The following is a 19,600-nucleotide window of genomic DNA, read 5'->3' as shown; positions in this document are numbered from 1 at the left end:
TCCCTGTGCTTGAGGCATTCTTCACCGCCCTGCTGATCCTGGTCTGCGTCGGCGTCACCGCCTTCGCCGCGATCACCGTGAAGAAGCTGTACCAGGGCCAGCGCTGACCCTCGCCGTCCCACGGTTCCCGCCCACCCCTCGTACCCTCACAGATCGTCTGAGCCGCTCATGATCGAGATTCCGTCCGACCTCCACCCGGACCTCGTCCCGCTGGCCTTCCTCCTCGGCAACTGGGCGGGCGCGGGCGTGTCCGACTTCCCCGGCGCCGAGAAGTGCAACTTCGGCCAGGAAGTCACCTTCAGCCACGACGGCCGCGACTTCCTGGAGTACGTCTCCCACACCTGGGTCCTGGACGAAGAGGGCAAGCAGGTCCGGCCCCTGGAGACGGAGACCGGCTACTGGCGCATCGACAAGGACCGCAAGGTCGAGGTCGTCATGGCCCGCGACCAGGGCGTCATCGAGATCTGGTACGGCGAGCTGGCCGACCAGAAGCCGCAGATCGACCTGGTCACCGACGCGGTGGCCCGTACGGCGGCCTCCGGCCCGTACAGCGGTGGCAAGCGGCTCTACGGGTACGTCAAGAGCGACCTGATGTGGGTCGGCGAGAAGGCGACGCCCGAGGTCGAGCTGCGCCCGTACATGTCGGCGCACCTGAAGAAGGTCGTCACCCCCGAAGAGGTCGCCGAGATGGCCCGGAACCTCGAGGACATGCCGGACGACGGCATCGCGTTCTTCAAGTAGAGCAGGCAGAGCGAGCAGCGCGAGCAGAGCCGCCGCGGGTGTTTGACCGCACGCCCTAGACTGGGCGTGTGGTGAGCACCGACTGGAAGACCGATCTTCGGCAGCGCGGCTACCGGCTGACGCCCCAGCGTCAGCTCGTCCTGGAGGCGGTCGACGCCCTGGAGCACGCGACGCCGGACGACATCCTGTGCGAGGTGCGCAGGACCGCGTCCGGCGTGAACATCTCCACGGTGTACCGGACCCTGGAGCTCCTGGAGGAGCTCGGGCTGGTCAGCCACGCCCATCTGGGGCACGGCGCCCCCACGTACCACCTGGCCGACCGCCACCACCACATCCACCTGGTCTGCCGGGACTGCCAGGACGTCATCGAGGCGGACCTCTCCGTCGTCGCCGAGTTCACCGAGAAGCTCCGCGGCGACTTCGGCTTCGAGACCGATATGAAGCACTTCGCGATCTTCGGCCGCTGCGCCTCGTGCACGGCCGCCGAGAGGGCAGCGGAGGAAGCCTCCGCCAAGTCGTAGGCTGGGCGCATGAAGAGCCCCCTGCTGTCCCTGCCCGGCGCCGTCCCCGCCGAAGGCCGCGACGAAGGTGTCGCCGCGCACTACGGCGACCTGTTCCGCGAGCAACGCGCCCTCGCCGACGGCAACGGCTTCGTCGACCTCTCGCACCGGGGCGTCGTCACCGTCACCGGCGACGACCGGCTGAGCTGGCTGCACCTGCTGCTCACCCAGCACGTCAGCGACCTCGCCCCGCACCAGGCGACCGAAGCGCTGATCCTCTCCGCCAACGGTCACATCGAGCACGCGATGTACCTGGTGGACGACGGTACGACGGTGTGGATGCACGTCGAACCCGACACCCAGGCCGACCTGATCGCCTACCTGGAGTCGATGAAGTTCTTCTACCGGGTCGAGGTCGCCGACCGCACCGCCGACCTCGCGGTCGTCCACCTCCCGGCCGGCTCCATCGCGGAGCTCCCGGACGGAGTCGCCGTACGGGAGACCCCGCAGGGCCGCGACCTGTTCCTGCCGCGCCCGGAGCTGGAGGCGTTCGCCGCCGCCCACGGGCCCGCCGCCGGGATCCTGGCGTACGAGGCGCTGCGCGTCGAGGGGCACCGGCCGCGCGTCGGCTTCGAGACCGACCACCGGACCATTCCGCACGAGCTGGGCTGGATCGGCACCGCCGTCCACCTCCAGAAGGGCTGCTACCGGGGCCAGGAGACCGTGGCCCGCGTCCACAACCTGGGGAAGCCGCCGCGCCGGCTCGTCTTCCTGCACCTGGACGGCAGCGAGGTGCACCTGCCCGGACACGGGACGCCGGTGCGGCTGGCCGCCGACGGCCAGGAGGGCCGCCAGCTCGGCTTCATCACCACCTCGGCCCGCCACCACGAGCTGGGCCCGATCGCCCTGGCCCTGGTCAAGCGGAACGTGGCCGTCGACGCGGAGCTGATCGCCGGGGACACCGCGGCCGCCCAGGAGACGGTCGTCGAGCCGTAACCGCTCCGCTCCGCGCGGCGTACGGCTACACCTCGATGATCACCGTGAACGGGCCGTGATTCGTGAGCGAGACCCGCATGTCCGCTCCGAACCGGCCCGTCTCCACGTGCGCGCCCAGCGCCCGCAGCTGCGCCACCACCTCGTCCACCAGCGGCTCGGCGACCTCGCCCGGCGCGGCGGCGTTCCAGGTGGGCCGGCGGCCCTTGCGGGCGTCCCCGTAGAGAGTGAACTGAGAAATCACCAGGAGGGGTGCATCCACGTCGGAACAGGACTTCTCGCCGTCCAGGATGCGCACCGACCAGAGCTTGCGGGCCAGCTGCGCCGCCTTCTCGGGGGTGTCGTCATGGGTCACCCCGACCAGCACACACAGGCCCTCGCCGACGATCTCCCCGACGATTCCGTGGGCCGAGGGGTCGTCCGTCGCACCGGCGACGGAGACGCTCGCGCCGTCCACTCTCTGTACCACTGCACGCATACAGACCAACCTATCTTGGGCTGAACGGGTACAGAGCACCTGCATCGGCACCGTGCGGAGTGGCACGATGCACGATGTCGGTGTGCCGACGCACCGGTCGAGGGGACGGAACAGCATGAGTACATATGGAACCGGACAATCTCCCGGTGCCGTACCGGGCGCACGTCACCGCACCAGCACCCTGCGGTCACCCGTACAGCGCAGTCTGCCAGGGCAGGGCCCCGCGCCGCTGCCGCCGCCCGCCCAGCCGCCCGTGTCCGGGCCCGCCACCGTGCCCGAGCAGTCCGGCGCCTCCGGCGGCTCCGGGGGCGACGCGGGCTTCGGCGGGCTGCGGCTGCCGGAGCTGCGGACGCTGCGCCGGGACGCCCAGCGCGACGAGGCCGACATCGGTTACGTACGCCGGCTCGTGCAGGGGCGGATCGACATCCTGCGCGCCGAACTGGCCCGCCGCCGGGACCCGGAGGCGCCGGTGGAGGACGCGGCGGTGGTGAGCCGGCTCTCGGAGATCCTGGCCGACACCCCGTCCCGGCACCGCTCCTCCGCCCGGCACGTCACGCTGACGACGCCGCGCGGCGACGAGTTCCGGCGGCTGGCCGCCGAGACCCTCGCCGAGGTCGAGCTGTCCGATCTGGACGCCCGGACGGACGAGGAACTGCACACCGCGATGGGGCGGCTCGTCCGCTACGAACAGCAGGTCTCGCGCCGCCGTCACGAGCTCCAGCGCACCGCCGACGATTGCAGCGCGGAGATCGCCCGCAGGTACCGTGACGGTGAAGCACAAGTAGACGACCTGCTCGCCTGAAGCGATCCTTCCGGGCGCGGGTCCCGCACCCCCGTCCCCGGAAGGCCACCATGACGTCGACCGACGCCCCGTCCGCCATATCCACCGCCCCGGCCCCCGCCCCGCCCGTCCTGGCCGAGGTCGTGCGCTCCGGGTTCACGGAGGGCCACCACCGGGGGTCGCTGGTCCTGCTGGCCGCCGACGGCAGCGTGGAGCGGGCGATCGGCGATCCGGCGGCGCCGGTCTTCCCCCGGTCCTCCAACAAGCCGATGCAGGCCGCCGCGATCCTGCGGGCCGGCCTCGACCTGTCGGGCGAACGGCTGGCACTGGCCGCCGCGAGCCACTCCGGGGAGCCCTTCCACCTCGATCTCGTACGGAAGATGCTCGCCGAGCACGGGCTGACCACCGCCGACCTGCAGACCCCGCCGGACCTGCCGCTGGACCCGGTGGAGGCGGAGACCTACCTCGCGGGCGGGAACGTACGCGAGCGGATCACGATGAACTGCTCCGGCAAGCACGCGGCCATGCTCGCCGTCTGCGTCCGCAACGGCTGGGACACCACGACCTACCTCGACCCCGCCCACCCGCTCCAGCGGCTCGTGGGCCAGGTCGTCGCCGAGGCGGCGGGCGAGCCCGTCGCGGCGGTCGGCACGGACGGCTGCGGGGCCCCGCTGATGGCGATCGGGCTGACCGGTCTGGCCCGCGCCTTCCGGTCCTTCGTGCTGGCGGAGCCCGGCAGCGCCGAACGCCGGGTCGCGGACGCGATGCGCGCCCACCCGGAGTACGTCGCGGGCACCCGGCGGCCGGACACCTGGCTGATGAGCGAGGTGCCCGGGGCGCTCTCCAAGATGGGCGCCGAGGCGGTCCAGGCGGTGGCCCTGGCCGACGGCCGGGCCCTCGCCTTCAAGATCGACGACGGCGCCACCCGGGCGCTGGGACCGGTGCTGGCCCGGGCCCTGGAACTGCTGGGCGTGGACGCCCCGGTGGTCGCCCGGATCGGGCGTTCGCCGCTGCTCGGCGGGGCGGCGGAGGTCGGCGAAATTCGCGCGACATTCTGAGGCGCGCCCGCCTAGCGTGGGACGATGAGCCTTGATGTCCGCCCCGTCACCCGTTCCGAGATCGCCGACTGGATGAAGGCGGTGGGCACCGGCTTCCTGACCCCCGCCGCCGAGAAGCCGGGCGAGGAACTGGTCGCCGACCGGTTCGGCGACACGGACCTCTCCCGTATGCAGGGCGTCTTCGACGCCGGGCGCTGCGTGGCGACGTTCCGCTCGTTCGCCCAGCAGCTGACCGTGGTCGGCGGGGCCACCGTGACGGCCGACGCGATCACCGGGGTCACGGTGACGCCCACGCACCGCCGCCGCGGGCTGCTCAGCCGGATGATGGCGACGGACCTGGCGGCGGCCAAGGAGCGCGGCGAGGCGGTCGCCTCGCTGATCGCCGCGGAGTACCCGATCTACGGGCGGTACGGCTTCGGCCCCGCCGCCTGGGCCGCCGAGTGGGAGGTCTCCGTGCCCCGCGCCGGGCTCGACCCGCGCCGCTCCGGGCAGCCGGCGGGCGGCGGCCGGGTCGAGATGGTCGACGGCGCGGAGGTCCGCAAGACCGGCCCCGAGGTGCACGCGGCGCTGGCGGCCCGGCAGCCCGGCGTCGTCGGCCGTGGCGAGCGCTGGTGGCGGACCCGTACGGGCGTCGCGCCCCGCGCGGCCCACGAGACCTGGACCGAGCCGTTCTACGTGGTGCACCGCGCCGCCGACGGCACGGTCGACGGCCTGCTGGTGTACGGGGTGGACGACAAGTGGGGCGACTCCAAGCAGCCCCTGAACACCGCCTCCGTACGGGACCTGATCGCGGCGAACCCGGCGGCCGAGCGGGCCCTGTGGCACTACCTCTGCTCGGTCGACTGGATCACCACCGTCCGCTCGGGCTACCGCGGACCCGACGACCTGCTCCCGCTGCTGCTCCCCGACCCGCGCGCGGCCCGGATCGTCACCGCCACGGACTGGCTGTGGCTGCGGATGCTGGATGTGCCGCGCGCCCTGGAGGCCCGGACCTACGGCACCGAGGCCTCGCTCGTCCTGGAGGTGCGGGACGAGGCGGGCCTGGCCGGCGGCCGCTTCCTGCTGGACGCCTCGCCCTCCGGCGCGCGCTGTACGCCGACCACCCGGAGCGCCGATCTGGCCCTGGGGGTGGGGGAGTTGTCCACGCTGTATCTGGGCGACGAGTCCGTGCGGCGGCTGGTGGACCTGGGCCGGGCCGAGGAGCTGCGGGCGGGCGCGGCGACGACGGCGGACGCGGTGTTCCGGGCGGGCCGGCGGCCGTGGTGCCCGGATGTGTTCTGAGCGGACCGGATCATGGGCCCGTCCGTGCCCCGGGGTCAGCGCGTCCGGATCCGGAACAGCGTCCCGGACGCGCTGATCGCCACGACGAGCATGCCGGCGGCCCAGGCGAGCGCGATCCAGGGGGTGTTGCCCACGTCCTGGCCGTGCAGCAGCCCGCGCAGCGACTCGATGGCCGGGGTGATCGGCTGGTGGTCGGCGAAGCCGTGCAGCCAGTCCGGCATGTTCTCGGTCGGGACGAACGCGCTGCTCGGGTAGGGCAGGAACGACATGAAGAACGTGAAGCCGCTCGCCGCCTCCGGGGTCCGGGCCAGCAGGCCGATCGCCGCCGAGATCCAGGACAGGGCCACGATGTAGGCCACCAGCACGACGGCCACCAGGAGCCAGCCGCTCCAGGTGGCGGCCGGGCGGAAGCCGATCAGCAGCGCGACGCCGAAGACCAGGGTGGTGGCGCAGAGATTGCGGACGGTGCTGGCCGCCACATGCCCGGCGAGCACCGGCGTACCGCCCACGTCCAGGGAGCGGAAGCGGTCGATGATGCCGCCCTTCATGTCCTCGCTGACGGCGGTGGCGGTGGTCGCCGCGCCGAACCCGGCGGACAGGAGCAGGACGCCCGGGACGACGTACATGACGTACGAGTCGTAGTCCGCTCCGGTGTCGATCGCGCCGCCGAAGAAGTAGACGAAGATCAGCATCAGCATGATCGGCAGGGCCAGGGACGTGATCAGCGCGTCGATGTTGCGGCTGCTGATGCGCAGGGCGCGGGCGGCCATGACGACGGTGTGGGTGAGCGGGCCGGGCCCGCGGCCGGGGTCCGGCACGGCTGCGTCCGTGGGCCGGGCGGGGCTTCTCCGCTGAACGGCGGTGTCAGACACGGCTGGATGCCTCCGGGTTCGTGGGTGTGTTCGAGGTCAGGGCCAGGAAGACGTCGTCGAGGGTCGCGCTGTGCAGGGCGAAGCTCTCGATCGCGCGGCTGTCCGGGTCGATCTCGTCGAGCAGGGCGCGCACCTGGGCCGCCGAGCCGTCGGTGGGGAGGCCGAGCGTGAGGGTCTCGGGGGAGTGGTGGACGGCCCGGGCGGCCAGGTGGAGGTAGGCCTCGCGGCTGGTGAGGACCAGGTCGAGGCGGTGTCCGCCGAACCGGGACTTGAGGTCGGCGGCGGTGCCCTCGGCGGCGATCCGGCCCCGGTTCAGCAGGGCGATCCGGTCGGCGAGGCGGTCGGCCTCCTCCAGGTACTGGGTGGTGAGCAGGACGGTCGCGCCGCGCGCGGCCAGCTCCCGGACGACCTCCCAGAGCTCCTGGCGGCTGCGCGGATCGAGGCCGGTGGTCGGCTCGTCCAGGAAGAACACCCCGGGCTCCGGTGAGCCCACCAGCCCGGCGGCCAGGTCGAGGCGGCGGCGCATGCCTCCGGAGTACGTGAGGACGGGGCGGCGGGCCGCCGCGGTGAGGTCGAAGCGCTCCAGCAGCTCCGCCGCCCGGCGCCGGGCGGCGGCCCGGGGCAGCCCGGTGAGCCGGGCCATCATCCGCAGGTTCTCCTCGCCGGTCTGGGTCTCGTCCACGGCGGCGAACTGCCCGGTGAGGCTGATGGAGCGGCGCACCGCGCTCCGGTCGGCGACGACGTCGTACCCCGCGACGCGGGCGCTGCCGGAGTCGGCCTCGGTCAGCGTCGCGAGGATCCGGACGGTGGTGGTCTTGCCGGCCCCGTTCGGCCCGAGCAGGGCGAAGACGGTGCCGCGCCCGACCTGGAGGCCGATGCCGTCGAGGACCCGGACGGCGGGCTTTCCGTAGGACTTGGTGAGGCCGTACGCCTCGATGGCGAGGGCTTCGCCGGTGCCGGTGCCGGTGGCTGTACGGGTGTCGAGTGGAGCGTTCGGGCCGTTCGGGCTGTTCGGGCCGTTGGGGTCGGTCGGGTCGGTCGGGTCGGTCATGTCGGGACCTCTTCCGCATTCTTCTGCGTATGACATACGCGTTATTGCGTAAGCATTACGCATCCCTAGGATGGGGTCAAGGCGTACGGGGGCGCGGGACGCCGGGCGAAGGGGATGCGGTGACGGAGAAGAGCGGCTCGGACGGCGGCGACCTGCCGGCCAGCCTGGAGGCTGCCTGGGGGCTGCGCGACCGCCCGGCCAAGGGCCCGAAACCCGGCCTGAGCCTGGAGCGGATCGTGGCCGCGGCGGTGGGCGTCGCGGCGGCCGACGGGCTCGGGGCCGTGTCGATGGGCCGGGTCGCCCAGGAGCTCGGCGCGTCCACGATGTCCCTGTACCGGTACGTCTCCGCCAAGGACGAGCTGTACGTCCTGATGCAGGAGGCGGCCGTCGGCCCGCCGGAGCCCCTGACCGCCCTGGAGACGGGCGCGGGCTGGCGGGCGGCGCTCACCGAATGGGCGTCGGCGCAGCGCGACCGCTACCGCGCGAACCTCTGGGCGCTCCGGATCCCCATCGGCGGCCCGCCCGCGACGCCGAACTCGATCGCGTGGTGGGAGCAGGGGCTCCAGGCGCTGGGAGGCACCGGTCTCGCCGAGGGCGACAAGACCTCGGTGATCCTGCTGATCTCCAACTTCGTCCGCAGCGAGGCGCTGATGGTGAGCGACCTGGCGGCGGCCGTCGCCACGCGCGGGATCACGCCCGATGAGCTGATGGCCTCCTACGAACGCACCCTCAAGCGGCTCGTCGACCCGGAGCGGCACCCCGGCATCACCCGGCAGCTGGAGACCGGGGTGATGAGCGAGCCGGACGAGGCGGACTACGAGTTCACCTTCGGCATGGAACGCCTGCTGGACGGGGTGGAGGCGCTGGTCCGCAGGACGGCCGAGGGCTCCCGGGCCCCGGGCTGCGACGCCGGATCCGCCTGAGATCAAGGGCGTACGCTTCATGGTCATGAGCGGAGAGAACGCCGGGAACGAACCCGTGGGCGGACCGGGGAACCGGCCCGGAGGCGGACCCGGGGACGCGCCCGGAGGCGGGGCCGCCCGCGGGTCCGGCCCCGTACGGCAGCGGCCTTCGGCGCCGCTCGGTCTGCGGGAGCGCAAGAAGCGGCTGACGTACCAGGCGGTCTCCGACGCGGCCATCGCGATGTTCCTGGAGCGCGGCTTCGACAAGGTGTCCGTGGCGGAGGTGGCGGCAGCGGCGGACATCTCCAAGCCGACGCTGTTCCGGTATTTCCCCGCCAAGGAGGACCTGGTGCTGCACCGGTTCGCCGACCACGAGGACGAGGCCGCGCGGGTGGTCGCCGGACGGCCCTCCGGCGACAGCCCGCTGGACGCCCTGCGCCGCCACTTCCTCGACGGCCTCGACCGGCGCGACCCGGTGACCGGCCTGTGCGACGTACCCGAAGTGCTGGCGTTCCTCCGCCTGTTGTACGGGACGCCGTCGCTGGTGGCCCGGATGTACGCCTACCAGGGCCGCTCCGAGGCGGCCCTCGCCCGGGCGCTGGGCGGCGGGGTGTCCGAACGGCTCGCGGCCGGGCAGATCGTCGCCGTCCTGCGCATCCTGGCCCTGGACAACTGGCGGCGGATCGACGCGGGGGAGAGCGCGGACCGGGTCTACGCGGGCGCGGTGCAGGCGGCCGAGGACGCGTTCGTCCAGCTGCGGACGGGCCTGGAGCCGAGGCCGCGCGGCTGAGCGCTGCGGGGCCGAGGGCCATGCCGTTGAGCTGATGCGCCGGTCAGCCGGAGTCGGCGAGCAGGGCGGCGGTCAACTCGTGGCGGCGGTCCGCCAGTCGGCTCTGGTGCCGGTCCCACGCCGCACGGCCGCTCTCCTCGTACGCCGCCACGTACGCCGCGTCCCCGCGCGCCACCCGCGACTCGACGAACGCCCGGCACACGGCGGTGGCCTGCTCGATCACCGCGGGCAGCGCGGCCCGGTCCGCGCGCCCCAGCCCGTAGCCGTCGGCCAGCACCCGCAGCCGGTGCGCCGGGTCGAGACCGGCGCGCCCCCGCATCGGCGCCCAGTAACGTGCCGCCATGGCCACGTCCCACACCGGGCGGCCCGGCGCGGCCAGGTCGAAGTCGATGAGGGCGGCCGCGCCGCCGCCCCGGAACACCACGTTCTCCAGGCACCCGTCGTTGTGGCAGACCACCGCGCCGGGAGCCGTCGCCCCCTGCGGGTCGGCCAGGTCGGCGGGCCAGTCGGCGGCGCGGTCGAACGGTACGGCCGCCGCCGCGTCGTGCATCCGCCGGAGCAGCGCCCCCACGGAGCGCAGGGCCTCGTCCGTCCAGGTCCAGTCCGGGTACGGGGCGACGGCGACCTTGCCGGGCAGGTACGAGAGCCGCTCGCGGAGACCGGAGGCGGAGACGCCCAGGGGCACGGGCGCACCGTCGAAACCCTGCCCGCGCAGTGCCCGGAGGTGGGCGTGCAGGACGGAGACGTGGCGTGGAGCGGGGCGTTCGACGGCGTCACCGTGGCGCAGGACGGCTCCGGCGTTGGCCATCCCACCGGACAGCACCTCCGGCTCGCGGTCCCCGGGGTCACCGCTCCCGGTCCGGGGGGTCACCGACCCGGGCGGGGCTGCGCGGCCCGCTCCGCGCACGGCCCCAACGCGGCGCGCAGGTCGGCCGGTTCGCGGAAGAGGACACCGGTCATGCCGAGGGCGACGGCCGCGTCGACGTTCTCCTGCCGGTCGTCCACGAACAGGCACCGCGCCGCCGGTACGCCCGCCCGCTCGGCCGCGATGCGGTAGATCGCCGGGTCGGGCTTGGCCACCTGCTCCACGGCGCTGCCCACGACCGCGTCGGCCAGGTCGGTCAGGCCCAACAGGGCGAGGTCGTCGTCCAGTTGGAGGGTGGCGTTGGTGACGAGCACCAGCGGTACGTGGGTCCTGGCCCGCCGCAGCAGGGCCACCACCTCCTCGTCGGCCCGGAAGGGCGCGTCCGCGAGGGCCCGGCCCAGCTCGCGGGCCCGGTCGGCGCCCACCCGTTCCGTGAGCCCCGCGGCGATGGCCTCCACCCAGGCGGCCGGGGTGATCCGGCCCAAGAGCAGCGGCAGATCGACCTCGGGCGCGTAGGCGACCTCGGTCGTCGCGCCCTCCGGCAGCCCGGCGGCCCGCTCCAGGGCGGCGAGCGGGGCGGTGTCGTAGAAGCGGACGACGTTGTCGAGGTCGCAGAGCACGGCGTCGAAGGCGCGGGCGACGGTGTCAGGCGCGGAGGCCGGAGCGGGTACGGAGGCGGGGGCGGGTCGCGTACTCATGCCGGGTCTCCTGCGTGGCCTTCGGCGTGGCCTTCGGCGCGGCGGGGAGGTGAAGCGGTGGCGCGCGGTCATGCGGTGGTGCAGTGGTCTGCGTGGTCGACCATAACCGGCCGCCGGACCGTTCATGGCCGACCACGGCCGCCCTGCCGGGCGACCCGCGGGACAGCACGCGTCACCGTGTGCCCCACACTCGGCGGCGGGTCAGCCGGTCAGCGCCCGCCAGGTCACCGGGCCCGCCTCGCCGTCGGCCACCAGACGGTTGGCGCTCTGGTAGGCGCGGACGGCGCTCGTGGTGACGGAACCGAACCCGCCGTCGACCGCCAGCCCGGCGCTGCGCTTGTTCAGCGCGGTCTGCAGGGCCCGGACATGGTCCCCGCTGCTGCCCTGCCGCAGCGTGTACACGAGCACGGGCCAGGTGGCCGGGCCGACCTGGCCGTCGGCCACCAGCCCCTTGGAGCTCTGGAACCGCTTGACGGCGGCGACCGACACGGAACCGTACTGCCCGTCGGCGACCAGCGTGTGCCCGCGCCGGGTCATCAGGCGCTGGATCACGACGACCGTCGCGCCGCTCGCGCCCGGGTCGATCCTCGACCAGCCGCCGGACAGGTCCACACCCCGGGCGGCCAGGAAGCCGACCGGGTTCACCGTGCTGCCGAGGCTTCCGGTGTGCGTCTCGAAGTGGAGGTGCGGACCGGTCACATTGCCGGTCGCCCCCATGTCGGCGATCCGCTGTCCGGCGCTGACCGTGGCGTTGAGGGCGACCCGGTAGGCGCTGAGGTGCCCGTAGTACGTGTACTGGTTGCCGCCGTGCGCGATCACCAGGGCGTTACCGGTCCGGCCGGGCAGGCCCCCGCCCCACGAACGGCGGACGACCGTGCCGGCGGCGGCCGCGTGGACGGCGGTGCCCGTGGAGTTGCTGACGTCCTGGCCGGCGTGGGACGCGCCGCCTCGGGGGGCGCCGTAGTGGCCGCCGGCCGGGAACCGGCCCAGGGCGGGATTGGCCCACGCCCCGTTCTTCGCGGCCGCCGCTGCCGCTGCTTCCGCCGCCGCTGCGGCCGCCGCTTCCGCTTCCGCCGCCACCGCCGTGGACGCTCCGGCCGACAGGCTCAGGTTCACGGCGAGCGCGCCCAGGCCCAGGCCGGCCAGCAGCCCCCGCCGGGACACCCCGGGGACGGGGGGCGGAGCCTCAGCATCCACGGACGTATCGGCCGGTGCGGCGGCGGTGGCGCAGGATCGGCACATCAGGTCTCCCTCGAAGCGGTCGGGCGGCGCCGGCAGGGCGCGTGGGGCGAGCGGGGCATGAGCGGGGGGTACGAGGATCTACCCGCATAGACGGTAGGGACGGCCGCCCGCCCTGTCAGGGGCCCAGGGGCCCACGCGAGGGCCCAACGTCCGACCCCGCGACCGGTGTTGGGCCCTCGGACGCCCCGCCGGTGGACGTAGGTGCTCCGCCGGTGGGTGCGGACGTGTCGCCGCCGGGCGCGGACGTGCTGTCGACGGGTGCGGACGCGTCGCGGCCGGGCGCGGACGTGCTGCCGACAGGTGCGGACGTTCCGCCGGTGGGTGCGGGCGCTTCGCCGCTGCGCCCCGGCCGGAGCATCAGGGCCGCGACGGCGAAGGCCGCCGCGAGGAGCCCCGCACCGACGGTGAACGCCAGCCGGTAGCCGCCGGTCAGCGCCTCGGCGGAGGAGAGCCCGGCGGCGCCGAGCGCTTCGGTCCGGCCGGCGGCCAGGGTGGACAGGACGGCCACGCCGAGGGCCATGCCGATCTGCTGGGTCGTGTTGAAGAGGCCCGAGGCGAGCCCGGCGTCGTGGTCGCCCGCACCCGACATGCCGAGCGAGGTCAGCGCCGGGAGCGCGAGCCCGAACCCGGCGGCGAGCAGCATCACGGGCAGCAGATCGGTGACGTAGTCCGCCCGCACCGGCAGCCTGGCGAGCAGTCCGAGGGCGGTGATCAGCAGCCCGATCCCGGTCAGCAGGACGGTCCGTTCGCCGAACCGGGCGGCGAGCCGGGCCGAAAGACCCAGCGAGACGGTTCCGATGACCACGGCGGCCGGCAGCATGGCGAGGCCGGTGGCGGCGGCCCCGTAACCGAGGACCTTCTGCAGGTAGAGCGCCATGACGATCTGGAACGCGAAGAGCGCGGCCACCATCAGCATCTGGACGAGGTTGGCGCCGGACACCGTGCGCGAGCGCAGGATCCGCAGGGGCATCAGCGGGGTGCGTGCGGTGGTCTGCCGTATCGCGAAGGCGGCGAGCAGGGCGAGGGCGAGGCCGCCGAGGCCCAGCGTGTGCGCCGAGAGCCACCCGTACGACTCCACCTCGACCACGGTGTAGATGCCGAGCATCAGACCGGCGGTGACGAGCAGCGCCCCGAGCGCGTCGGCCCCGGCGGCGAGGCCGAGGCCCCGGTCGGCGGGCAGGACGCGCCGGGCGACGAGGAGGACGGCGAGGCCGATCGGCAGATTGATGAAGAAGATCCAGTGCCAGTCCAGGGCGTCGGTGAGGACGCCGCCGAGGACCTGGCCGATGGAGGCTCCGGCCGCGCCGGTGAAGGAGAACACGGCGATGGCGCGGGCGCGTTCGGCGGGTTCGGTGAACAGGGTGACCAGGATGCCGAGGGCCACCGCCGCGCTCATCGCGCTCCCGAGGCCCTGCGCGAAGCGGGCGGCGATCAGTACGGCGGGCGAGGCGGCGGCCCCCGCGACCAGCGAGGCGGCGGTGAACAGCACGGTCCCGGCCAGGAACATCGGCCGCCGGCCGATCAGGTCGCCGAGCCGGCCGGCCAGCAGGAGCAGGCTGCCGAAGGCGATCAGGTAGGCGTTCACCACCCAGCTGAGCCCGGCGGGCGTGAATCCCAGATCGTCCTGGATGGCGGGCATCGCGACGGTCACGATCGAACCGTCGAGCACGATCATCAGCATCCCCGTGGCGATCACGCCGAGGGCGAGCGCCCGGCTCCGGGGTGTGGGTGGCGGCGGTGGCGGCTGCGGCGGGCGGTGCGTGGAGGAGGGCAGGGCGTCGGCAGACATGGGTCCGCTCCTGTCGATGGAGGTGACGACAGGAGCGACCGTAGCAGATGGTTTTGTTGCGGACTATCTCTTACGGTCCGCTCGCCTTCCTGATCCTCCGCCTCCGCCCCGCCCGGCCCCCTTCTCCGCCTCCCTCTCCTGTCCCCTCTCCCCTTCCTCTACTTCGCGGTCTGGCGTGCGCGGCGTACGGAGCGAGGGCTCTCCACCGGGTTGGCCAGATGTCCGGCGGCCAGTGCGTTCAGCGCCTTGAGCAGGGCGGCGCGGTCGCCCGCGTCCAGGGCCGTCAGGGCCTCGTCGTGGACCCGGTCGACGATGGCCTGGCTCTGCTGGGCGAGGGAGGCGCCCTTCTCGGTGACCGCGATGATCCGGGCGCGCCGGTCCCGGCTGGAGGGCCGGCGCTCGGCGAGTCCGGCGCTCTCCAGCGCGTCGACCGTGACGACCATCGTGGTCTTGTCCATGTCGCCGATCTCGGCGAGCTGGATCTGGGTGCGCTCCTCCTCCAGGGCGTGGACGAGGACGCAGTGCATACGGGCGGTCAGGCCGATCTCGCCCAGCGCCGCCGCCATCCGGGTCCGCAGGACGTGGCCGGTGTGGTCGAGGAGGAAGGAGAGGTCGGGGGCGGTGCGGGTGGGCGTCATGGCGGTCATGGCATCCAGCGTACTCATTCGATCCGTGGCGGATCATCCGGAAAGGGATGGTCAACGTTCTTCCGGCGGCCCGTCGCGGACCCGGGACGCCAGCTCCTCGGCCGGGTGGGCGCCGGGGCCACGGCGGCGGCGGGCGAGGACCAGGCCCACCTGTCGACCCGGGACACGCTCGGCCCGTGCACCGAACTCGGCCTGGCCTTCCTGCCGTGGAGCCCGCTCGGCGGCATCTCGCGCAGCGCGGTCGACGACCCGGACGCGGCCGGGCCGGCACCGGACACGCCGTTCCACGCCCTGGCCCGTACGCGGGTGTCAGCCCGCAGCAGGTCTGCCTGGCCTGGCAGTTGGCCCAGTCACCGGTCGTGGTCCCGATCCCGGGCGCCCGCCGGCCCGCCTCGGTCCGCGACTCCGCCGGGGCGGCGGGCCTCACGCTGTCGGCGGCCGGGGCGGCGGGCCTCCACCTCTGACCGCTGCCGGCCGCCCCGGACGGGCGTCAGAGCGCGGCGAGTCCGGCGAGCAGCTCGGCGGCCGGCTTCGGGCGGACGAGCCAGCGCAGATGGCTGCCTTCGAGGGTGCGGACGTCGAAGAGGTTGTCGGGTGTGAGCGCGTCGGCCTCGCGGATCATGCGGTCCTGGAGGGCGGGCGGAAGGCTGGTGTCGGCGGCCAGGCGTACGTAGGTCCGGGGCACCCGACCCCAGGTCGCGGTCTGCGCCCGGTCGGCCGACGTACCGACGTCGAGGTTCTCGTCGGGCTGGAAGGTGTTGAGGAAGGTCCGGAACTCGTCGTCGGTGAGGTCGGCCGCGAACGCGTGCCTGAACCCGGCGAGCGCCGCCGGGTCGGCCGTACGGAAGTTGACCCGCAGCAGCCCGAGTTCGGCCGGGTTCCCGACGAGGGCGAGGGCCAGGGCTCCTGCGTCGACATCGGCCATCTCCGGCTGGGCGTAGTAGTCGTTCACGTCCAGATCGACGGGGCACCAGGCGGAGACGTAGACGATCCGGTCGATCAGGTCCGGCCGGGCGTTGGCGACGGCGGTGGCCGTGACGCCGCCCCGGCTGTGGGAGACGAGGATCGTGGGCCCGTTCCGCTTGGCCCGTTCCAGGACCTCGATCACGTGGGCCACGTTGTCCGCGAGGGTGACGCCCTTGATGGCCCCCGGTTCCGCGGCCAGCGCACCGAGATCCTGGGGCGCCTGGTAGGCGGCGGGGTACGTGGCCCCGAACCCGTGCCCCGGAAGGTCGACCGCGACCGAACGGTGCCCGAGCAGGCCGAGTTCGGCTTGGAGCGGCGCGAAGGAGAACGAGTTCGCGAAGGCTCCGTGGACGAGGACGAAGGTCGGAAGAGTTGGCATGCTTCCCAGGCTCCAACGGAATGATCTTCGAGGGCAAGGCCCGGAGGCGAGGTTTTCGGGTCGGGGAGGGCCGAGCACGAGCACGACCGCGACCGCCGGTCCCATCGGCCTGAGCGGCCCGTGCGGCCGACGTGACTTCTAGGATCTGCCGCATGGCAACGCGACTCGTGCAGATCAACATGAAGGCCCATGACGACTCCGCGCTCGGCCGGTTCTGGGCGGAGGCGCTCGGCTGGGGCGTCGACAGCGAGGGGCCCGGCGTGACCAACCTCGAACCCGTGGGCTTCGCCTACCCCGGCCCGACGGCCGTCTGCATCGACATCATCGCCCGCCCGGAACCCAAGACGGTCAAGAACCGCGTGCACCTCGATCTGGCCACCACCTCGGCGGCCCATCGGACGGAGTTGGTCGAGCGCCTGAAGGGACTCGGCGCGACGCTCGCCGACGTGGGACAGGGCGACGTCCCCTGGACGGTCATGGCGGACCCGGAAGGCAACGAGTTCTGCGTCCTGGAGCCCCGCCCGGTCTACCGGGACACCGGGCCGATCGCGGCGGTGGTGGTGGACAGCGCCGACCCACGGGGGATGGCCCGGTTCTGGGGCGAGGCGATGGACTGGACGCCGCACGAGGTCACCGACGACCTGGCGACCCTGCGTTCCGCCAAGGGCGTCGGGCCCTACCTGGAGTTCGTCCGTACGCCCGACACCAAGAGCGGCTGGAACCGCGTCCACCTCGACGTCGCCCCCTACTCCGGTGACGACCTGGCGGCGGAAGCGGCCCGACTGCGCGCGCTGGGCGCCACCGACCCCGCTTTCGACGCGTCCGCGATCTCCTGGACGATCCTGGCCGACCCGGAAGGCAACGAGTTCTGCCTCCTCTCGCCTCGCTGAACCCGGCCGGTCGGCGCGAGGCCCGTCGTGACCACGGCGGATGCCTACGATTCGAGGAACTCAAGGACCCGTGGGACGAATGCGTCGTGGTACTGGAAGATGCCGCCGTGCCCGGCATCGGGGTAGAGCGGGACGAGTTCACCCCGGGGCAGTCCTGCTGCGAGGTCGAGCGTGTTCTCGCTGGGCACCGTCCGGTCGCTCTCACCGTTGGCCACCAGGACCGGGTGGGGAATGCGCGACAGGTATGCCGGGGTCTGGAGACCCCAGCGGTGAATGGCCTTCAACTGGGCGCGGAGCGAGGTCTGGTTCCTCCGCCGCGGGAGCGGGGGCGGGATCTTCTTGTTGGCCGGGGCGGTTCTCACCGGTCGTCCGGGTGAGGTTCTGTCCTCACGTCATCGCGATGACGACCTTGCCGGCCTTCGCGCGGCCCTTCTCGACGTACTCCATGGCCTTCGGGGTCTGATCGAACGGGAAGACGCGGTCGACGACGGGACGGATCTTCCCGGCGTCGACGAGCCGGGCGAACTCGCGCAGCGTGCCGCCGCCGGCCTTCATGAACAAGAACGAGTACGTCACGCCGCGGCGCTTGGCACGGCGCCGGGTCGTGAAGCTCAGCGCGCTCATCACGATGCGCAGGATGGGGTTCAGGCCCAGTTCGCGGGCGAAGGCCGCGTCGGGCGGGCCCGCGACGCCGATGGCTTTCCCGCCGGGCTTGAGGACCCGGAGGGACTTGGCGAGGGTCTCGCCGCCGAGGCTGTCGAGGACGACGTCGTAACCGTCGAGGACCGTCTCGAAGTCCTGCTTCCTGTAGTCGACGACGACGTCTGCGCCGAGCTCCTTCACCAGGTCGGCCTTCGCGGTGCTCGCGGTGGCGGCCACGTGCGCGCCCAGCGCCTTGGCCAGCTGGACGGCGATGGTCCCGAGGCCGCCGGCGCCCGCGTGGATCAGTACTTTCTGGCCGGGCTGCACCTGGGCCCGCTCGACCAGCGCCTGCCACGCGGTCAGCGCGACCAGAGGGAGGGACGCGGCCTCCTCCATGGTGAGCTCGGCCGGCTTGATCGCCACGTCGTCCTGGTGGACGGCGATGAGTTCGGCGAACGTGCCGATGCGGTCCTTGTCCGGCCGCGCGTAGATCTCGTCGCCCACCGCGAACCGGGTGACAGCCGGCCCCACCCGGACGACCGTCCCGGCGAGGTCGTTGCCCAGGACGAGCGGGAGACGGTAGGGCAGGAACGCCTTGAAGGCTCCGTCGCGGAGCTTGAGGTCCAGCGGATTGACGCTCGCCGCGTGGATCTTGACCAGGACGTCGTCGGCGCCCACCTCCGGGTCGGGCACCTCACCGGCGCGGACCCCGGCCTTGTCGCCGTACCTCTCGATCAGGAAGGCCTTCATCTTCGTCTCCGTCTCTCGTCCGCGAGGGGACGGGATCACTGCTCATCCTGGGCCCGGCCCAGCACGATCGCCGTTCTGTGACTTCGTGACTTCGTGACTTCGTGGTTTCGTGGTGAGTTCTTCGTTTTCCGGCGCCCCTGCCGGTACGGCGGGTGTCAGGCCGCCGGTGCGGCCGGGGTGAGGAGACGGCCGGGCACGCCGCCCTGGATGCCGCCGAGGGAGGCGGCGGTCCCCTCGTGCGGGACGCCGAGCGGGACGGCGCTGACATCGGACAGCCGGGCGTACTGCTCGGGGGTGAGCCGGACGTCGAGGGCGCCGAGGTAGCTGTCGAGCTGGGTGAGGGTGCGCGGCCCGATGATCGGGACGAGCGAGGCCGCGGAGCGGTCGGCACGCTCCCGCACCCAGGCCACCGCCACCTGGGCGGGCGTCACGCCGGTCTCGTCGGCGACGGCCAGGACGGCGTCGACGACGGCGGTCTTCTGGCCGGTGCTCTCGGTGTGGATGACCGCCCCCAGGTCGCTGAGGCGGCCCTCGGCGCTGCTCCGGTATTTGCCGGTGAGCAGCCCGCCGCCGAGCGGGGACCACAGGGCCGCGCCGAGCCCGAGGCTCTCGGTCATCGGCAGCAGCTCACGGTCGGCGGTGCGCTCGACCAGGCTGTACTCGTGCTGGATGCCGATGACGGGAGCCCAGTTCTTCAGCTCCGCGAGGGTCACCGCGCGGGAGGCTCGCCAGGCGGGGAAGTTGGACAGGCCGGCGTAGTGGATCTTGCCGGAGCTCACCAGGTCGTCGAGCCCGCGCAGGATCTCCTCCATGGGGGTGAGCTCGTCGGGGAAGTGCACCCACAGCAGGTCGATGTGGTCGGTGCCCATGCGCTTCAGGCTGGCCTCGACCGAGGCGACCATGGTCTTGCGGCTGTTGCCGGTCTTGGAGACGGTCGGCTGCGGTGCCGCGCCGACGGTGAACTTGGTGGCCAGGACGAAGTGGTCCCGGTCGGCGGAGACGAACGTGCCCGTCAGCTCTTCCGACTCGCCGAACTGGTAGGTGTCTGCGGTGTCGAGGAAGGTGCCGCCCGCTTCGGCGAATCGGTCGAAGATCCGGCGGGCGTCGTCCGGCTCGGCTCCGGCGCCCCAGCCGGTGCCGAAGTTGGCGGTGCCGAGCGCGTACTCCGACACGCGCAGGCCGGTCCGGTTTCCGAAGGTCGTGTAACGCATGAGAAGTCCTCTGACGTGAGCGATGGGCCGGAAGGCGAGGTGCGGCTCAGGCCGCTGCCGGCGTGCCGGACAGG

21 protein-coding genes and 1 pseudogene are annotated in these 19,600 nt (G+C 73.2%); 10 read left to right on the top strand and 12 right to left on the bottom strand.

Annotated elements, in window-relative coordinates:
- The first annotated feature begins 168 nt into the window (after positions 1-168).
- The 3 genes from KV381_RS16570 (at position 169) to KV381_RS16560 (ending at position 2,237) form a co-directional block, all read left to right on the top strand.
- Complete coding sequence (locus KV381_RS16570; protein ID WP_030078366.1) at positions 169-741, top strand: FABP family protein; 573 nt, start codon at positions 169-171, stop codon at positions 739-741.
- 68 nt (positions 742-809) lie between these two features.
- Positions 810-1,262, top strand: coding sequence for a Fur family transcriptional regulator (locus KV381_RS16565; protein ID WP_030625628.1), 453 nt, complete (start codon positions 810-812; stop codon positions 1,260-1,262).
- Between the two features lie 9 nt (positions 1,263-1,271).
- Positions 1,272-2,237 carry a folate-binding protein YgfZ gene (locus KV381_RS16560; RefSeq protein ID WP_218785496.1) on the top strand — a complete coding sequence of 322 codons (966 nt, stop codon included), beginning with the start codon at positions 1,272-1,274 and terminating at the stop codon, positions 2,235-2,237.
- 25 nt (positions 2,238-2,262) lie between these two features.
- On the opposite strand, the gene dtd is transcribed toward KV381_RS16560, so the two are convergent.
- A complete protein-coding gene (gene dtd / locus KV381_RS16555) occupies positions 2,263-2,712 on the bottom strand; it encodes a D-aminoacyl-tRNA deacylase (RefSeq protein ID WP_030078360.1) in 450 nt (149 codons plus the stop codon).
- Positions 2,713-2,827: 115 nt separating this feature from the next.
- Between dtd and KV381_RS16550 the strand changes: the two genes are divergently transcribed.
- From KV381_RS16550 to KV381_RS16540, 3 genes are read left to right on the top strand one after another with little or no spacing between them, the layout of a single operon-like run.
- Positions 2,828-3,514, top strand: a complete 687-nt coding sequence (locus KV381_RS16550; RefSeq protein ID WP_030078359.1) for a hypothetical protein — start codon at positions 2,828-2,830, stop codon at positions 3,512-3,514.
- Positions 3,515-3,564: 50 nt separating this feature from the next.
- Positions 3,565-4,551, top strand: a complete 987-nt coding sequence (locus KV381_RS16545; protein ID WP_218785494.1) for an asparaginase — start codon at positions 3,565-3,567, stop codon at positions 4,549-4,551.
- Positions 4,552-4,575: 24 nt separating this feature from the next.
- Positions 4,576-5,832: a GNAT family N-acetyltransferase gene (locus tag KV381_RS16540; RefSeq protein WP_218785491.1), complete on the top strand. Its 1,257-nt coding sequence runs from the start codon at positions 4,576-4,578 to the stop codon at positions 5,830-5,832.
- A gap of 35 nt (positions 5,833-5,867) precedes the next feature.
- On the opposite strand, the gene KV381_RS16535 is transcribed toward KV381_RS16540, so the two are convergent.
- Positions 5,868-6,704, bottom strand: coding sequence for an ABC transporter permease (locus KV381_RS16535; protein ID WP_030625632.1), 837 nt, complete (start codon positions 6,702-6,704; stop codon positions 5,868-5,870).
- The gene (locus KV381_RS16530) at positions 6,697-7,755 is read right to left on the bottom strand and encodes an ATP-binding cassette domain-containing protein (protein WP_256995078.1); all 1,059 of its coding nucleotides are present in this window, start codon (positions 7,753-7,755) and stop codon (positions 6,697-6,699) included. Before KV381_RS16530 ends, KV381_RS16535 begins: the two co-directional genes overlap by 8 nt.
- A 119-nt stretch (positions 7,756-7,874) precedes the next feature.
- Between KV381_RS16530 and KV381_RS16525 the strand changes: the two genes are divergently transcribed.
- On the top strand, positions 7,875-8,678 hold the full coding sequence (locus tag KV381_RS16525; RefSeq protein WP_032786255.1) for a TetR/AcrR family transcriptional regulator: 804 nt from the start codon (positions 7,875-7,877) through the stop codon (positions 8,676-8,678).
- 19 nt (positions 8,679-8,697) lie between these two features.
- Positions 8,698-9,447, top strand: a complete 750-nt coding sequence (locus KV381_RS16520; protein WP_208635380.1) for a TetR family transcriptional regulator — start codon at positions 8,698-8,700, stop codon at positions 9,445-9,447.
- Between the two features lie 43 nt (positions 9,448-9,490).
- Here KV381_RS16520 and KV381_RS16515 read toward each other — a convergent pair whose 3' ends face one another.
- From KV381_RS16515 to KV381_RS16495, 5 genes are all read right to left on the bottom strand, one after another.
- The gene (locus KV381_RS16515; protein ID WP_193463821.1) at positions 9,491-10,255 is read right to left on the bottom strand and encodes a phosphotransferase; all 765 of its coding nucleotides are present in this window, start codon (positions 10,253-10,255) and stop codon (positions 9,491-9,493) included.
- 59 nt (positions 10,256-10,314) lie between these two features.
- Entirely contained in the window at positions 10,315-11,010 is a 696-nt protein-coding gene (locus KV381_RS16510; RefSeq protein WP_373461041.1) for an HAD-IA family hydrolase, read from the bottom strand.
- Between the two features lie 201 nt (positions 11,011-11,211).
- Entirely contained in the window at positions 11,212-12,252 is a 1,041-nt protein-coding gene (locus KV381_RS16505) for a peptidoglycan-binding protein (RefSeq protein WP_373307655.1), read from the bottom strand.
- 115 nt (positions 12,253-12,367) lie between these two features.
- Complete coding sequence (locus KV381_RS16500; RefSeq protein WP_218785490.1) at positions 12,368-14,041, bottom strand: MFS transporter; 1,674 nt, start codon at positions 14,039-14,041, stop codon at positions 12,368-12,370.
- Between the two features lie 158 nt (positions 14,042-14,199).
- Positions 14,200-14,688 (bottom strand): MarR family winged helix-turn-helix transcriptional regulator, encoded by a 489-nt coding sequence (locus KV381_RS16495; RefSeq protein WP_218785489.1) that lies wholly within the window; start codon positions 14,686-14,688, stop codon positions 14,200-14,202.
- A 144-nt stretch (positions 14,689-14,832) separates the two neighbouring features.
- Between KV381_RS16495 and KV381_RS16490 the strand changes: the two are divergent.
- A pseudogene (locus KV381_RS16490) lies at positions 14,833-15,152 on the top strand (aldo/keto reductase); the annotation flags it as partial.
- Positions 15,153-15,178: 26 nt separating this feature from the next.
- Here the strand turns inward: KV381_RS16490 and KV381_RS16485 are convergent.
- Positions 15,179-16,033, bottom strand: coding sequence for an alpha/beta fold hydrolase (locus tag KV381_RS16485; protein WP_103537129.1), 855 nt, complete (start codon positions 16,031-16,033; stop codon positions 15,179-15,181).
- 152 nt (positions 16,034-16,185) lie between these two features.
- On the opposite strand from KV381_RS16485, the gene KV381_RS16480 reads away from it, so the two are divergent.
- The gene (locus tag KV381_RS16480; RefSeq protein ID WP_086777218.1) at positions 16,186-16,923 is read left to right on the top strand and encodes a VOC family protein; all 738 of its coding nucleotides are present in this window, start codon (positions 16,186-16,188) and stop codon (positions 16,921-16,923) included.
- A gap of 44 nt (positions 16,924-16,967) precedes the next feature.
- Here KV381_RS16480 and KV381_RS16475 read toward each other — a convergent pair whose 3' ends face one another.
- The 3 genes from KV381_RS16475 to KV381_RS16465 all read right to left on the bottom strand — a co-directional run bounded on the left by KV381_RS16475 (position 16,968) and on the right by KV381_RS16465 (position 19,526).
- Positions 16,968-17,285, bottom strand: coding sequence for an alpha/beta fold hydrolase (locus KV381_RS16475; protein WP_107491603.1), 318 nt, complete (start codon positions 17,283-17,285; stop codon positions 16,968-16,970).
- Positions 17,286-17,310: 25 nt separating this feature from the next.
- Entirely contained in the window at positions 17,311-18,315 is a 1,005-nt protein-coding gene (locus KV381_RS16470; protein WP_218785488.1) for an NADP-dependent oxidoreductase, read from the bottom strand.
- Between the two features lie 155 nt (positions 18,316-18,470).
- Positions 18,471-19,526, bottom strand: coding sequence for an aldo/keto reductase (locus tag KV381_RS16465; RefSeq protein ID WP_103537131.1), 1,056 nt, complete (start codon positions 19,524-19,526; stop codon positions 18,471-18,473).
- Between the last annotated feature and the right edge of the window lie 74 nt (positions 19,527-19,600).

Source organism: Streptomyces sp. WY228, assembly GCF_019287315.1.
GTDB lineage: Bacteria > Actinomycetota > Actinomycetes > Streptomycetales > Streptomycetaceae > Streptomyces > Streptomyces caviscabies.
Note: the sequence above shows the minus strand (reverse complement) of the source record. Positions and strands in the feature narration are given on the sequence as shown.

Bases quoted from the DNA above. Each gene is read 5' to 3' on its own strand.
- KV381_RS16570 (WP_030078366.1), top strand. From the start codon at position 169: ATGATCGAGATTCCGTCCGACCTCCACCCGGACCTCGTCCCGCTGGCC.
- KV381_RS16560 (WP_218785496.1), top strand. From the start codon at position 1,272: ATGAAGAGCCCCCTGCTGTCCCTGCCCGGCGCCGTCCCCGCCGAAGGC.
- dtd (WP_030078360.1), bottom strand. From the start codon at position 2,712: ATGCGTGCAGTGGTACAGAGAGTGGACGGCGCGAGCGTCTCCGTCGCC.
- KV381_RS16550 (WP_030078359.1), top strand. From the start codon at position 2,828: ATGAGTACATATGGAACCGGACAATCTCCCGGTGCCGTACCGGGCGCA.
- KV381_RS16545 (WP_218785494.1), top strand. From the start codon at position 3,565: ATGACGTCGACCGACGCCCCGTCCGCCATATCCACCGCCCCGGCCCCC.
- KV381_RS16540 (WP_218785491.1), top strand. From the start codon at position 4,576: ATGAGCCTTGATGTCCGCCCCGTCACCCGTTCCGAGATCGCCGACTGG.
- KV381_RS16530 (WP_256995078.1), bottom strand. From the start codon at position 7,755: ATGACCGACCCGACCGACCCGACCGACCCCAACGGCCCGAACAGCCCG.
- KV381_RS16520 (WP_208635380.1), top strand. From the start codon at position 8,698: ATGGTCATGAGCGGAGAGAACGCCGGGAACGAACCCGTGGGCGGACCG.
- KV381_RS16515 (WP_193463821.1), bottom strand. From the start codon at position 10,255: ATGGCCAACGCCGGAGCCGTCCTGCGCCACGGTGACGCCGTCGAACGC.
- KV381_RS16510 (WP_373461041.1), bottom strand. From the start codon at position 11,010: ATGAGTACGCGACCCGCCCCCGCCTCCGTACCCGCTCCGGCCTCCGCG.
- KV381_RS16505 (WP_373307655.1), bottom strand. From the start codon at position 12,252: ATGTGCCGATCCTGCGCCACCGCCGCCGCACCGGCCGATACGTCCGTG.
- KV381_RS16500 (WP_218785490.1), bottom strand. From the start codon at position 14,041: ATGTCTGCCGACGCCCTGCCCTCCTCCACGCACCGCCCGCCGCAGCCG.
- KV381_RS16495 (WP_218785489.1), bottom strand. From the start codon at position 14,688: ATGACCGCCATGACGCCCACCCGCACCGCCCCCGACCTCTCCTTCCTC.
- KV381_RS16485 (WP_103537129.1), bottom strand. From the start codon at position 16,033: ATGCCAACTCTTCCGACCTTCGTCCTCGTCCACGGAGCCTTCGCGAAC.
- KV381_RS16480 (WP_086777218.1), top strand. From the start codon at position 16,186: ATGGCAACGCGACTCGTGCAGATCAACATGAAGGCCCATGACGACTCC.
- KV381_RS16470 (WP_218785488.1), bottom strand. From the start codon at position 18,315: ATGAAGGCCTTCCTGATCGAGAGGTACGGCGACAAGGCCGGGGTCCGC.
- KV381_RS16465 (WP_103537131.1), bottom strand. From the start codon at position 19,526: ATGCGTTACACGACCTTCGGAAACCGGACCGGCCTGCGCGTGTCGGAG.